Source organism: Pseudomonas sp. GW821-FHT03E01, from assembly GCF_059420765.1.
Genome location: NZ_JBWKUI010000003.1, coordinates 170081 through 183159, shown reverse-complemented (window position 1 = coordinate 183159; position 13079 = coordinate 170081). Strand labels below are relative to the sequence as shown.

The window sequence follows — 13079 nt, the reverse complement described above, 5'->3', positions numbered from 1 at the left end:
CTCCTCATTTCACGGAAGTTGCTGTCAATATCATCGGTTTAAATAGTCGAGGCGAAACAATCCCGCCGCCACAGTGGCAGCAATCCCCTAGTAGTTATTGATAGGCGGAAGAAACGCTGGTCAATCCATAATTTTTAAGTGAAAAACGCCTGGCGTTTATATTCATGAATGGCTGTATAAGAGGGCCTATGACCAACAAGAATGCAATGGTTCCCATACCGAAGGGCCCGCCTAGAAGCCATCCGGTTGAAAAGATGCCAATTTCAATTATCATTTTGGCTTTGGTGAATGACCACGCCCATTTGGACACCATGGTAAGCACCACAAGGTCCATGATTCTGATACCAATACCGCTCATGATAATCAGTGCAGACGAATAAGCACACAGCACCAGACCCATCGCCAATATCGTGTACTCATTCACTCTGACAATCAAATACTCTCCAAGCCCCAGCACGGACCAGAGGTCAATCAACAGACCTGTAAGTGTGGTTGTAACAAATGGGCTTATCGGAGGATATTTCTTGTTCCAGAGCATCCACCACAGCAGAAAGAATAGAGAAACGATACCCGAACAAACGCCCATTCCGAGCATGAGTATTTTATTTATCGAGATGATCAGGACATCTAATGGGTCAGTCCCCAGTTGACTGACTATGAAAAACTTGGCCCCCACCGAGAAAAGGGCGACGCCAGCCAAATACATAAAAATCTGATCCATCTTGAAATCACGAAAACTTAGGACTTGCGTTCCAATATAATTCGCGAATGATGGATAGGATTTTTTTTCACACTTTATTTTTTCATCTTCCATACGAACACCATCCCTGGAGGAGAATATTTTATTATGCAGTGCGTAACGCTAAGGATTCAGAGCTATTGATTACCCGGGTTCTTGTTAGGCTTTACCGGGCTGCAAATAGACTAGCACTCTGCTTTATTTTGGTGCATTATTTTTTAATGAAAACCGGGTGCTTTTCATTAAAATTTATACTTTTTGCTGTGGGAGCTTACATGGACCGTATAGACATCAAAATCTTGGGGAAGGTGCAGGACTTTGGTCGCATTTCCATCACGGAGCTGTCCAAGCACGCAGGTCTTTCTATTCCCGCCACCACTGATCGGTTGCGAAAGCTCGAAGATTCTGGGGTCATCAAGGGATATAGCGCTCAGTTAGATCCAACCAAACTAGGGTTCGGCATATCTGCTGTCGTCGGCATGACCACCCTCAAGCCTGCGAAATCCAAATTGATAGCGACGCTCAACGACATACCCGAAGTCGTTGAGTGCCTGCACGTCACGGGTAACGACTCCTACCTGATCAGGATCTATGCCAGGTCAATGGCCGATATCGAAAATATCATTGCGAAGATCAACGCGTACGGTGAGACACGTACAAGCATTGTCTTGTCTGTCCCCATCGAGAGAAGAAAGCTTGTCCCTTGAGCCCGTACATAGAACAGTCAGCTGTCAGCTATTTCAAGGGTGATCATTTTGTTTGCCCGGAACGGCGCCAGCAGCGATTCATCTGCCCCTGAATTAGTAATCAACGTCCACGGCCCTTTGAGGAACGGTGAACAATGTCATGCCGGTCGCAGACGCTTGGGGTACTGCGGCCGATGTGCCTGCACCCACTAACGTACTTGGCCGTTATGGATCACCCGAAGAGGACATCGCACCGGTGGTGCTGTTTCTCGCCAGCAAGGATGGGCAATTTTTGACGGGGTATAGCCTGACGCCTGACGGTGGCCAAATCATCGACAGCGCACGCTGATTTTACCGTCCAGTCTGCAACCGATTGCCCCACAGGGAACACAAGACTCGCCTTGGCATGTCTTGTGTTTTTTCAAGCGATGCTCTCCGATGCAACAGGTTCTCGCGAGGCAGCGCGTGCCGCCAGGAAGGCAAGAACTGCCGCCACGCCCAGCAGCGTGGCGCTCAACTCGAAAGTCGCTCGATAGCCGTTCGAATCAAATACCAGCCCGCCAACGGTTGCGCCGGATGCAATGGCCAGTTGGATGATCGCCACCATTAAGCCGCCTCCGGCTTCAGCATCCTCTGGCAATGTTCTGGCCAGCCATGTCCACCATCCCACCGGCGCCGCTGTCGCAACCAGCCCCCAGAGACCCAACAAGACGGTGGTGGTAGCCGCAGAGCTGCCGAACGAAACGAGTGCCAGCGCGATCGCCGCCATCAATATCGGGATGACGATGAGGGTGCGATGCAGGCCATTTTTCAAGAATGCTTCAATCAGGAAGGTTCCCGCGAGGCCTGCCAGGCCGAGGACGAGCAACATCAGTGACAGCATGGAAATACTGACGTGCGTGACCGTTTCAAGGAACGGGCGCAGGTAGGTAAATAGCATGAACTGGCCCATGAAAAAGACACTGACCGCCGCCATGCCTAACGCGACCGGTGTGCTTTTCATCAACCTGAAAACATTTCCAGTGCCTGAACCGCTTTGCGACTTCATCGCAGGAAGGCTCACCCAAAGCCAGAGACTGGCGATTACCGCGACCGGGATGACGCACAAAAATGCACCGCGCCATCCGATGAAGGCTCCGAGAAAACTCCCCAGAGGTGCTGCAATCACTGTCGCCAGAGCGTTGCCGCCATTGACGACTGCCATGGCGCGAGCGATCTGGTCGTCGGGCACCAGGCGTATGGCAGTTGCCGCCGATAATGACCAGAAGCCACCAATTGCCACGCCGATCAGCGCGCGGCCGGCCATGAACACCCAGTAGTTCGGCGCGAACGCGACCACGGTTCCTGAAACGATCATCAGCAGCGTCAGGGACAACAGCAGTGGCTTGCGGTCGACCCGCGCCGCCACCGAAGCGGTCAGGAGGCTGGCGAATAGCGCAAACAGCCCAGAGACTGAAATGCCCTGGCCCGCTTGCCCTTCGGTGATATGCAGATCGGCGGCAATCGGTGTCAGCAGGCTGACGGGCATGAACTCCGATGCCACCAGGACGAAGGCGGCGAGCGACATGGCGAACACGGCGCCCCATGATTGTTCAGGTTTTCGCGGGGCTGAGAGCGTGTGTTGGATCATTGATTGAATCCTGTAATGCGCGAAGCGTCGCGGCCCCGGGAACGAGGCCGCGCGTGAGAACGGATGCCCGGCCAGGGCTCTGTTCAGGCTACTTCAGGTTGCTTTTGAAGAACGTGGTCAACTTGGCGAATGGTATGAGGTTGACCCGGTCGTAAAGATCCACATGGCCGGCATCTGGAATGATGAGCAGTTCTTTAGGTTCTGCCGCGCGTTTGTAGGCATCCTCGCTGAACTCGAGTGAGTGTGCCCGGGCGCCAGCAATGAACAGCAGTGGGCGAGGGGAGATCGTCTCGATGTCGTTGAACGGATAGAAGTTCATGAATTTCACGTTGCTGGTCAGCGTCGGCATGGTGGTTGTCTGTGCCGATGCGCCGGCAGGGGTGACCTCACCACGCGGTGTGCGATAGAAATCGTAGAACTCGTCACCCACGGCGTTGCCGGTCAGCTTCAGTGGTGAGCCGCTGGTATAGCGGACTTCGCCACCCCAGAATTCGGCGTTGCGCTGCTGCGCCGCTTCGCGAATGATTTGCTGGCGTTGTTCGATCGTTACACTGTGCTTGAGGCCATTACGATTGGCGGCGCCCATGTCGTACATGCTGACGGTGGCGATGGCCTTTAGACGCGGATCGATCTTGGCCGCACTGATGGCGAAGCTGCCACTGCCGCAAATACCGATGACGCCGATACGTTCACGATCGACCAATGGGCGAGAGCCGAGAAAGTCCACGGCGGCACTGAAGTCTTCGGCGTAGATATCAGGCGAAACGGCCTGGCGAGGCGTGCCCTCACTTTCACCCCAGAAGGACAAGTCCAGCGACAGTGTGATAAATCCCTGTTCGGCCATTTTTGTGGCGTAGAGGTTTGCACTCTGCTCCTTCACTGCCCCCATTGGATGACCGACAATGATCGCGGCATTCTTCGATTGAGGATTGAGGTTCTTCAGGATGAACAGATTGCCCACCACCTTCATGCCGTATTGATTCTTGAAGGTGACCTTTTCTACCGTCACTTTTTCGCTTTTGTAGAAGTTGTCCGCGCCGTTCGACAAATCGGCTCCCGTTGAAGAAAAAGAGGTAACAAGCAGCCCTAGGGCAAGCAAAATGCCTTTCACTGGATAGTCCTTTTGATGAGTGGTTATTCGCTGGCGCCTTTCGCTTAGCCAGCCAATGTGGCGTTGTCGATCACGAAGCGATACTTGACGTCGCCCTTGAGCATCCGCTCATAGGATTCGTTGATCTGATCGACCCGGACCAACTCGATGTCGGCGACGATGCCGTGCTCGGCGCAGAAATCCAGCATCTCCTGCGTCTCGGGGATACCGCCGATCATCGAGCCGGCAATCGTTCGTCGTTTCATGATCAGGTTGAACACATTGGGCGATGGATGCGGCGAGGCGGGCGCACCGACCAGGGTCAGCGCACCATCGCGCTTGAGTAGAACCTGGAAGGCATCGAGATCGTGGGGGGCTGCGACGGTGTTGAGGATGAAGTCGAAGCTCTTGGCATGCGCGGCCATCTCCTCAGCGTTGCGCGATACCACCACTTCGTCAGCGCCCAACTCCTTCGCCGCTTCGCGCTTGGATTCGGATGTAGTGAACGCCACGACGTGGGCGCCCATCGCGTGGGCCAGCTTGATGCCCATGTGGCCCAGGCCACCAATGCCGACCACGCCGATTTTCTTGCCCGGCCCGGCGTTCCAGTGACGGAGTGGGGAATAGGTGGTGATGCCCGCACACAGCAGTGGTGCGACGGCGGCCAGTTGTTCTTCGGGATGGCGGATACGCAGAACATAACGTTCATGCACCACGATGTTTTGTGAGTAGCCGCCGAGCGTCCAGCCAGGTGCGTCCGGGGTCGGGAAGTTGTAGGTGCCGACCATGCCGTCGCAATAGTTTTCCAGCCCCGTGGCACAGTCTTCACAGTGTTTGCAGCTGTCGACGATGCAACCGACACCGACCAGATCGCCGACTTTGAAATCCACAACATGCGCGCCGACCGCCGATACACGACCCACAATTTCGTGCCCCGGTACGCAGGGAAATTGCGTGCCCGCCCACTCGGCGCGCACCTGGTGCAAGTCCGAATGGCAGATGCCGCAAAAGGCAATATCGATCTGAACGTCATGGGTGGCGGGTGTGCGGCGAATGATTTGCAACGGTTCAAGGGGCTTGTCGCCCGCATGAGCACCATAGGCTTGTACAAGCATGGGAGAGTCCTCAATGGCTTTGTCGGATGAACATTTTCCGGCTCTGCCCAGACTCCCTGTAGTGCATTGCACTGGATTACTTGCCTGATTCTATGAGTCTCTGTTTTTTTGCAGGACGGTCGTAAGCGGGCGAGTTAGAGTTCAGCGAAGAGGTACAAGGCGAACATGACGATCAAACACGACACCGCTGCTCAACACCTGTCGCCACAAGAAACGCTTGCGCGGATCATTGGCGAGCAGATCCCGAAACCAGGTGACTACGGAACGCCCATTGCGGGCCTGGGCTTTTTCAGGCGCGAACATCCGTCGCCGCCCGTCGTCTGCATGGTCGAGCCAAGCATCATCCTCGTCGCCCAAGGTGAGAAACAGCTGTGGGTAGGTGGCGAGGGCTACCCGTATGACACGTCGCGATTTCTGATCACCTCATTGGACTTGCCCGCCAATTCTGAGGTGCTGGTGGCAAGCCCGGAGCAGCCATGCCTGGGGCTGACTTTGAAGCTCGATCTGCGCATGCTGGCTGAGCTGATAGTGCAGGGTGACTTGCCGCCAGCCCGTGATCGATCAGTGGTGAAAGGTGTCGGGATTGGTTCAGTAACGCCTGCCATGTTGGCGTCGTTCGAGCGCTTGCTGGCGCTACTCGATGAACCCGAAGCCATCCCTGTGCTTGCGCCCCTGATTCAGCGCGAAATTCACTATCGTCTCTTGAAGAGCGATCAGGCTGCCAGGTTGCGGCAGATTACCTCGGTCGATGGCCAGGGTTATCGCATCGCAAAAGCCATCGACTGGCTGAAGTTGAATTACGCCTCGGCACTTCGCGTCGAAGAACTTGCGGCGCGAGTGCAGATGAGCACACCCACCTTTCATCACCACTTCCGCCAGCTCACCTCGATGAGCCCGTTGCAGTACCAGAAGTGGTTGCGATTGAACGAGGCGAGGCGATTGATGCTCAACGAGCATCAGGAAGTATCAAGCGCAGCCTACCAGGTCGGCTATGAAAGCCCGTCGCAGTTCAGCCGCGAATACAGCCGTCTGTTTGGCGTACCCCCCAAGCGGGATATTGCGATGTTGCGAGGGCAGGAGGTAGCAACATAAATGCACCCTGTCAGGCAGGCGCCATCAGGACGGTTCTCAGCTGGCAGCTAAGGCTATACAAGGCCGACAAACGACAGAATAACCAGGACAATCACAACTGCCCCGACGATGTAGATAATATTGTTCATGAAAATCACCTCTCTATCCCAACAGGATTGCGACACCACGGTGCCTAATACAGATGACACCTTCGTTCGCAGTTCCGTTCCCCGAACCAGTCTCGACGGCGGCACCTCGCGGCAACCTCGGCTAATTTGCATGTGCTCGAGGAGTGCACCGTGGCTGCAGGACACACCCCGTTCGGCTTACTCCAGTGTTTTCCCAGCCTGAGCGATTGGGCAATTTGCGGGCAAACAGTAAACTGGTAGGCGTTTTGTCGTTGAAGGGCACCAGTCTTCGCGGACCAGATTGGCAAGCAACACACCACGCTATCGACGGCTAGCAAAGGAGGGCGACGGGGTTGAGCGAAGGTCAACCCAAGCTAATTTATGGTGCGAGGAAAGGTTGCAGTGAATGTTGTTCCGCTCGTTAGAGAAGACGTTACAGCCACGTCGCCGTGGTGCGCCCTGGCGATCTCACGAACAATGAACAAACCCAGCCCGACACTTCTAAGTTCAGCATTGTCATGACTGCCGCGGATCATCGGTTCGAACAGGTCCTTGAGCAACTCAGGTGGTATGGGTGTGCCAAGGTTGTGGACTGTAATAATGACCGCTGGATCTTCGATGCGCGAAGAAACGGTGACTCCGCTATCGGCAGCACCGTAGGCGACTGCATTGGCGACCAGGTTGCCGATGAGCTGATAGAGTCGATCACTGTCGGCAGTAAAGTCACCTTGCCCATAACGCAGGTGGGTCAATTCATGCCCGGGGAACGCCAGACTCAACTCGTCCAGACAGTCGGCCACCAGTTCGTGTAGATCGACGGGTTTGGGCAGAACTGCGATACCTCGCCCGACCTGCGTCAAGGTGAAATCCAGCAGATCGGCCACCAGCCGCTGCGCGCGCTCTGCGGAGTGGGTGATGTGGCCAAGGATTTGTGCCTGCTTAGCATCCATCTCCCTGCGGCCCAGCAGTTCTGTTGCCATTTTTATCGCCGACAATGGGTTGCGCAGGTCGTGACTGACAATCCCGATAAGCTGCTCGGCGAACAGGGCCCGGTCTTCCGCCGCGGCGTAAGTGATGCGCAGCTTGTCTTGGGTGATATCCATCACCCGTTGATCCTTGAGGTGTTTTGCCAAATGTCTTTCTGCGAGCATTCGGGCATGGAGCAGCTCACGCTCGTATCTTTGCCGATCTTCGGCTTTGAACAGCGTCATTTCATGAAATATGCCAGCAGAACTCTCACAACGGACGGCGCTGAGCATCATCGGAATTGAATGTCCGTTGTAGTGAACGAGATCGAATTTGACATCAGCGATCACGCCCTGGATTTGCATAAGGGGCGCCCAGTACGTCCTGTGAAACGTCCTCCCTTCAGGGCTCATCAGGTCTTGGATGTGACGACCGACCAGCTCACTCCTGCGGTAGCCAATCCAGCGGCAGAAGGTGAGGTTGACCTGTGCGATCTGGCCATTTTCTGCGGTAAGCAGTAAGCCACAATCAGCTTCATCGAAGAGAATTTCAGAACCGGGCAGCGAGTCGTCATCTGCGGGCATTTGTATTCACTGACCAATGGGGCCGATATCTGAAAAATTATAGACACCACTTGGGCAAGGACTCTCAAAATTTACTCCTTTTGCAGTGCTTGGTCTCGACATACGGAGGGTTAGCCAATCTGTTGCATCGACCGGTTGAATCCACAGCCGATCGTTAACGGTGTCAAGGGCGGCCGCACTCACCACTGAAGGACTATCAGATAATGTTCTCCAATAAATCAGTCGTGTGTCGCGCTGCAACAACTCTTCGAGGCAGCCACTGTCGACCGGCTCAAGTGATGAAGTTTGTGGGCGCTTGGAAAAGTCGTTCAAAATGGCCGATTCGTGACTAGATATCTTATCGGTCACAAGTTGTCAGTCGGCGATTGGGTGAGTAAGCTGTTCCCATGAATCAGCCATCAATATCTTCAGCTTCGCCCAGCCCCCGTGGCCCAGCCGATCACGACATTCGAGACCAGATTGTTGCGGCGGCCAACGAACACTTCAGTCAGTACGGCTACGGCAAAACCACGGTTTCCGACCTGGCTAGGGCCATTGGGTTTTCCAAGGCCTACATCTACAAATTTTTTGATTCCAAGCAGGCGATCGGTGAAGCCATCTGCGCAAATTGTCTGGCAGAAATCGTCGCGGCTGTGGAGCAGGCGATCAATGTAGAAGACCTGTCGCCGACGGAACGCTTTCGACGATTGGTCAAAACTGTGGTCGCCACAGGCGTGAATCTGTTCTTTAACGACCGAAAACTCTATGACATTGCAGCATTTGCGGCGTCGGAAAGCTGGCCCAGTACGCAGGCTTATGACGCACAGATCAAACGCTTCGTGTTGCAAATCGTGCGGGAGGGGCGAGAGATCGGCGAATTTGAACGCAAGACTCCCCTGGACGAAACAGTAGAAGCGATACATCTGGCTTTGCGGCCTTTCGTCAATCCTTTACTCCTGCAGTACAACCTCGATTATGTCGAGGAGGCGCCCACGCTCACCGCCAACCTCATTTTGCGTAGCCTCATGCCTTGACCTTCGGCTAACGGTTTTACGTCACGCCTGTGTAAGCGACACATCACCAAAACGGCTTTTCACTTTGCCCTTCTTCCAGTCGTCGAAGGGCATTTCATTTATTCGCATTGTGACCGTTGACTGAATTGGTCACATGAATAAATATGGTGAGCCGTTACTTCTACTGCTTCATCTCAGTGATCCCATAGAGTTCAAACAATGAAAAAAATGTTGCTCAAGAGCCCATTTGGCCTCGCTGTCGTGCTCGCATCTTCAAATGTGTTTGCAAGCGGTTTCGCTCTCAATGAACAAAGCGTCAGTGGGATGGGGTCCGGGTTTGCCGGGCGCTCCTCATCCGCTGAAGATGCGAGCACGGTCTTCGGTAATCCGGCGGGTATGTCTCGATTGAAAAGAGAGCAGGTCAGCGTGGGCGCGGCGACTCTATTCGCGAAGACCGACATAAGCCAAACCCGCAGTACATTCGGAGGCCAGGAAGACGGCGACATGGTGCCAACCACCACAGTGCCTATGGGTTACTACGTCAAACCCATCGATGAGCATTGGGCGTTCGGTGTAGGTTTTTATGTACCTTTCGGTCTGATGACTGACTATGGCAGCGGTTTTGCCGGGCGTTACTACGCCAACAAAAGTGAGGTCACGACCCTTACGTTCCAGCCCACCATCAGCTATGCCTTTAACGACAAAGTTTCGATCGGCTTCGGTCCGACCATCAACCGCATCACCGGTGAGCTGTCCGGGATGGTGCCCAATCCACTTAGCCCAGGTCGCAATGACGGAAAACTCAAAAGCACGGGCGATGACACGGCCCTCGGTTTCAACGCCGGTATCCTGGTGCAGGCTACAGACCAAACTCGCTTGGGCATGACTTACCATTCCAAGGTCAGTTACCACTTGGACGCCAAGACCAAGGTCACCGACGGCATCTTTAGCGTGTTGGGGGTCAGCGGCCGGAGTTATGACGCTTCGCTGGATGTGGATACCCCAGAGTCAGTGGATTTCTCGGTGACTCATCAGCTCAATAATGACTGGACTCTATATTTGGGGAGTACCTGGACACGCTGGAGTCGCTTTAAAGAATTAACCATCGAGAACACGGGTTTACCCCCTTTGTTGAGCGGCTCGCTGGGCACTATTACCGAAGAACAGAACTGGCATGATACGTGGGCTCACGCTATCGGCACGGCGTACAAATTGAACAGCCAATGGGTACTTCGCGCAGGCTTCTCGGTCGACCAGTCTCCCACCAACAACACCAACCGTGGACCGCGCATTCCTACGGGTGACCGGAAGGTTATCAGCTTCGGTGCTGGCTGGACTCCGGCGGACAATGTCACGATCGATGTTGCTTATTCCTACTTATGGGAGGAGAGCGTGCAGATCAACGACGCCTCTGCGAACAGAGGTGCATACAGTGCCAAATTTAAGAACAGTGCGAACGGGCTCGGTACGTCTGTGAGTTACCGCTTCTAATTGAGTGCTGTTACACGATGAATGTCCTGTCGGGAGCACGCGTTGCCTCCCGACCTTTAGGAACACATCTCGGGCCTTTCCCCTGAGGTAAAAGGCCTCTTTGTCGTCCCCTCAGACTCCCATCACCTGCGCCATAAGGCCCTGATGAAACCGACGAGGTGTGGCCCAAGTCAAGACAGTAATGGCCTTGTTGCCAAAACCCGGCACCACGCTCATGCGTCCGGCTTGCAGCGCACGGATTCCTGCGCGTACGACGGGTTGAGGCTGCATCATCACCATTTTTAAGGCCGGTGTGATCCGTTGCTTGGCGCTTTCTGCAAATCCGGTATCCGACATTCCTGGGCACAGTGCGGTAACGACGACGCCGTCTTTTTTCAGTTCGCGATGAAGCGCATCAGAGAAGCGAAGAACATAGGCTTTCGCGGCAGAGTAAACGGCGAAATTCTTCACGCCCTGGAAGGACAGCAAGCTGGCGACCATCAGGATGTGCCCACGTTTGCGGGCTCGCATGTCGGCCGCGAAAAGGCGTGTCAGGGCTGTCAGGCTGGCGATATCCAAATCAATCATGGTCAGGGACTCATCCAGAGGTTGATCCAGGAAAGGCCCCTGCAATCCATGACCCGCATTGTTGATGAGCACATCGATCACTATATTGCGTTCGCTGAGTCGCTCATGCAGTCCGATGATCGCCGGGATCGAGGACAGGTCTACTTGTTCGACGATCACATCAACGCCGAAGCGTTCGCGCAACTGCGCCGATAGCGCTTCGAGCTTACTCAGCCTTCTTGCTACCAGAACGAGCGATTTTCCCTGCGCTGCATATTGCCGGGCAAACTCCTCGCCAAATCCGCTTGATGCGCCGGTGATGAGCACCCAGGAATTTTCGTTCGACTTCATTTCGCTTTACTCCGGTTGGTTTCTATTGAGCAATTGGCTGCTGACCGCGTCAGTCGGTGAGCGAACCCACTCTCGGATTGGGTAGTAGCTGAAAGAGGGGGGAGGTGCGTGCATCAAGTGCTACATCACCTGGTTAAATCATCGTGTCGCAACAGGCTGGGCTTCAGGAGGCTGCCAGCCACCACCGAGCGCCTTGAATGCCGCGACCGCCGCCCGTGCTGATTCCGTTCGTGCTTGTGCCCGGGCATCGGAAGCCTGCAGCATCGTCTCGTCGGCGTGCAGGACGTCGATCAGGCTGGCCGTGCCTTTCTCATAGGCAATGAACGACGATTGGCGAGCCTGTGTCAGAGACGCCTCTCCCCCGGTGAGGGTGGTTGCTTGAGCTTCCCGATTCACCAGTGAGGAGAGCGCGTTCTCCACATCCTCGGTGGCGCGCAGCACGGACTGACGGTAAGCGGCCAGGGTTTCGGCTTCCTGTCCCTTGGCTTGGTCGATTTGGGCGTTTATGCGACCGAAGTCGAAGAGTCTCCAGTGCAGGCCCAGTACGCCCGCTGACTGGCTGGCGCCGCTGGTGAAAAGATTGCCTGCGGATACAGCCGTAGCACTACCCAGCAATGCGCTGAGGGAGAATTTCGGGTAGTACTCAGCAATCGCCTCCCCGATGCGTGCGTTTGAAGCCGCAAGACGGCGCTCAGCCACAATGAGGTCTGGCCTGCGGCGCAGCAAATCGGCCGGCGTTCCCATCGTCTTTAACTGCGGCGCTACAGGAATGCTCCCCGCGCTTGCCAGTTGTGTGCGGTGAGTGCCTGGCGGCGTGCCGAGCATGACATCCAGCGCATTCATGGCAGCATCCAGACCGGTCTGCAGGACCGGCACTGTCGCCTGGACCTGCGATAGCGCCCCTTCGGCCTGGCGAACCTGATAGTTGGCGGCGAGCCCTTTGCTGTAGAGCAATTGGACTTTCTCTAGTAGCTCCTGCTGTGTTTTGACTTGTCGGTTCGCAATGTCCAGCCGGGTCTGCAGTCCGCGGATAGTGATGTAGATATCGGCGGTCTGTGCAGCGACGGCCAATCGTGTGGCAGCGACGCCCGCCTGGGAAGCCTGGTACTCGGCCAGAGCAGCCTCGCGTCCGCGGCGCAATCCGCCAAAGACATCTACCTCCCAGCTGGCATCGAGGTTGGCCTCGTAGGAACTTCCGTACCGGTCATAGCCAGGCGTTGAGTTCAACACCTGACCGAGCGGAGTCTCGATTGACTGGTAGGAGCGCGCGGCCTGTCCGCTGATGTTCCCCGAGGGCAGTAAAGCGGCATTTGCAGCGCCCAGTCCTGCCCGCGCCTGCGTGACTCGCGCCGACGCCTGCGCCAGGTCCAGGTTCTGCTCAAGTGCCTTGGAGACGAAGTCGGCTAACAGCGGATCACCAAAGCCTTCCCACCAGGCGACAAGACTGGCCGGCGTCGCCCCAGGCCTCTGTTCGACAGAAGACTGCCCCAAGTAATGGTCCGACAGTGGGGCGTCCGGACGGTGATAGTCCGGACCGACCGCGCAACCTGTCATCAAGCTGGCACTCACCAAGAGAGCAATGGGGCGGAGGGGAGGCATTGAGGTACCTTCAATTGAGGATGTTTGTGACTATATTACGTTATGGTCACTATCTGTCAATCGACGCTCTTTGGGCTGAGCTCGAGGTTGG

General features: G+C 55.5%; 12 protein-coding genes. 5 read left to right on the top strand and 7 right to left on the bottom strand.

Annotated elements, in window-relative coordinates; genetic code table 11:
• Positions 1 to 94: 94 nt before the first annotated feature.
• The gene (locus AC07VO_RS06360) at positions 95 to 814 is read right to left on the bottom strand and encodes a YczE/YyaS/YitT family protein (protein WP_018927730.1); all 720 of its coding nucleotides are present in this window, start codon (positions 812 to 814) and stop codon (positions 95 to 97) included.
• 200 nt (positions 815 to 1014) lie between these two features.
• On the opposite strand from AC07VO_RS06360, the gene AC07VO_RS06355 reads away from it, so the two are divergent.
• On the top strand, positions 1015 to 1446 hold the full coding sequence (locus tag AC07VO_RS06355; protein WP_019578517.1) for an Lrp/AsnC family transcriptional regulator: 432 nt from the start codon (positions 1015 to 1017) through the stop codon (positions 1444 to 1446).
• A gap of 139 nt (positions 1447 to 1585) precedes the next feature.
• Entirely contained in the window at positions 1586 to 1774 is a 189-nt protein-coding gene (locus AC07VO_RS06350) for a hypothetical protein (protein ID WP_019649145.1), read from the top strand.
• A 72-nt stretch (positions 1775 to 1846) separates the two neighbouring features.
• Here AC07VO_RS06350 and AC07VO_RS06345 read toward each other — a convergent pair whose 3' ends face one another.
• From AC07VO_RS06345 to AC07VO_RS06335, 3 genes are all read right to left on the bottom strand, one after another.
• Entirely contained in the window at positions 1847 to 3055 is a 1209-nt protein-coding gene (locus AC07VO_RS06345; protein ID WP_064617133.1) for an MFS transporter, read from the bottom strand.
• 88 nt (positions 3056 to 3143) lie between these two features.
• The gene (locus AC07VO_RS06340; protein ID WP_026331598.1) at positions 3144 to 4166 is read right to left on the bottom strand and encodes an alpha/beta hydrolase; all 1023 of its coding nucleotides are present in this window, start codon (positions 4164 to 4166) and stop codon (positions 3144 to 3146) included.
• A 44-nt stretch (positions 4167 to 4210) separates the two neighbouring features.
• Complete coding sequence (locus tag AC07VO_RS06335) at positions 4211 to 5260, bottom strand: NAD(P)-dependent alcohol dehydrogenase (protein WP_192351121.1); 1050 nt, start codon at positions 5258 to 5260, stop codon at positions 4211 to 4213.
• A 165-nt stretch (positions 5261 to 5425) separates the two neighbouring features.
• On the opposite strand from AC07VO_RS06335, the gene AC07VO_RS06330 reads away from it, so the two are divergent.
• Positions 5426 to 6352, top strand: a complete 927-nt coding sequence (locus AC07VO_RS06330) for an AraC family transcriptional regulator (protein ID WP_192351123.1) — start codon at positions 5426 to 5428, stop codon at positions 6350 to 6352.
• Between the two features lie 481 nt (positions 6353 to 6833).
• Here AC07VO_RS06330 and AC07VO_RS06325 read toward each other — a convergent pair whose 3' ends face one another.
• Positions 6834 to 8009: a PAS domain-containing sensor histidine kinase gene (locus AC07VO_RS06325; protein ID WP_096480413.1), complete on the bottom strand. Its 1176-nt coding sequence runs from the start codon at positions 8007 to 8009 to the stop codon at positions 6834 to 6836.
• Positions 8010 to 8395: 386 nt separating this feature from the next.
• Between AC07VO_RS06325 and AC07VO_RS06320 the strand changes: the two genes are divergently transcribed.
• A complete protein-coding gene (locus tag AC07VO_RS06320; protein WP_018927737.1) occupies positions 8396 to 9022 on the top strand; it encodes a TetR/AcrR family transcriptional regulator in 627 nt (208 codons plus the stop codon).
• Between the two features lie 198 nt (positions 9023 to 9220).
• Complete coding sequence (locus AC07VO_RS06315) at positions 9221 to 10492, top strand: OmpP1/FadL family transporter (RefSeq protein WP_018927738.1); 1272 nt, start codon at positions 9221 to 9223, stop codon at positions 10490 to 10492.
• 111 nt (positions 10493 to 10603) lie between these two features.
• Here AC07VO_RS06315 and AC07VO_RS06310 read toward each other — a convergent pair whose 3' ends face one another.
• Together AC07VO_RS06310 and AC07VO_RS06305 are read right to left on the bottom strand one after the other, a co-directional pair.
• The gene (locus tag AC07VO_RS06310) at positions 10604 to 11389 is read right to left on the bottom strand and encodes an SDR family NAD(P)-dependent oxidoreductase (protein ID WP_192351125.1); all 786 of its coding nucleotides are present in this window, start codon (positions 11387 to 11389) and stop codon (positions 10604 to 10606) included.
• Between the two features lie 138 nt (positions 11390 to 11527).
• Positions 11528 to 12988, bottom strand: a complete 1461-nt coding sequence (locus tag AC07VO_RS06305; protein ID WP_192351127.1) for an efflux transporter outer membrane subunit — start codon at positions 12986 to 12988, stop codon at positions 11528 to 11530.
• Positions 12989 to 13079 lie beyond the last annotated feature (91 nt).

Coding starts and splice junctions, on each gene's coding strand:
- AC07VO_RS06345 (WP_064617133.1), bottom strand. CDS start 3,055: ATGATCCAACACACGCTCTCAGCCCCGCGAAAACCTGAACAATCATGG.
- AC07VO_RS06360 (WP_018927730.1), bottom strand. CDS start 814: ATGGAAGATGAAAAAATAAAGTGTGAAAAAAAATCCTATCCATCATTC.
- AC07VO_RS06320 (WP_018927737.1), top strand. CDS start 8,396: ATGAATCAGCCATCAATATCTTCAGCTTCGCCCAGCCCCCGTGGCCCA.
- AC07VO_RS06330 (WP_192351123.1), top strand. CDS start 5,426: ATGACGATCAAACACGACACCGCTGCTCAACACCTGTCGCCACAAGAA.
- AC07VO_RS06335 (WP_192351121.1), bottom strand. CDS start 5,260: ATGCTTGTACAAGCCTATGGTGCTCATGCGGGCGACAAGCCCCTTGAA.
- AC07VO_RS06315 (WP_018927738.1), top strand. CDS start 9,221: ATGAAAAAAATGTTGCTCAAGAGCCCATTTGGCCTCGCTGTCGTGCTC.
- AC07VO_RS06310 (WP_192351125.1), bottom strand. CDS start 11,389: ATGAAGTCGAACGAAAATTCCTGGGTGCTCATCACCGGCGCATCAAGC.
- AC07VO_RS06305 (WP_192351127.1), bottom strand. CDS start 12,988: ATGCCTCCCCTCCGCCCCATTGCTCTCTTGGTGAGTGCCAGCTTGATG.
- AC07VO_RS06325 (WP_096480413.1), bottom strand. CDS start 8,009: ATGCCCGCAGATGACGACTCGCTGCCCGGTTCTGAAATTCTCTTCGAT.
- AC07VO_RS06350 (WP_019649145.1), top strand. CDS start 1,586: ATGCCGGTCGCAGACGCTTGGGGTACTGCGGCCGATGTGCCTGCACCC.
- AC07VO_RS06355 (WP_019578517.1), top strand. CDS start 1,015: ATGGACCGTATAGACATCAAAATCTTGGGGAAGGTGCAGGACTTTGGT.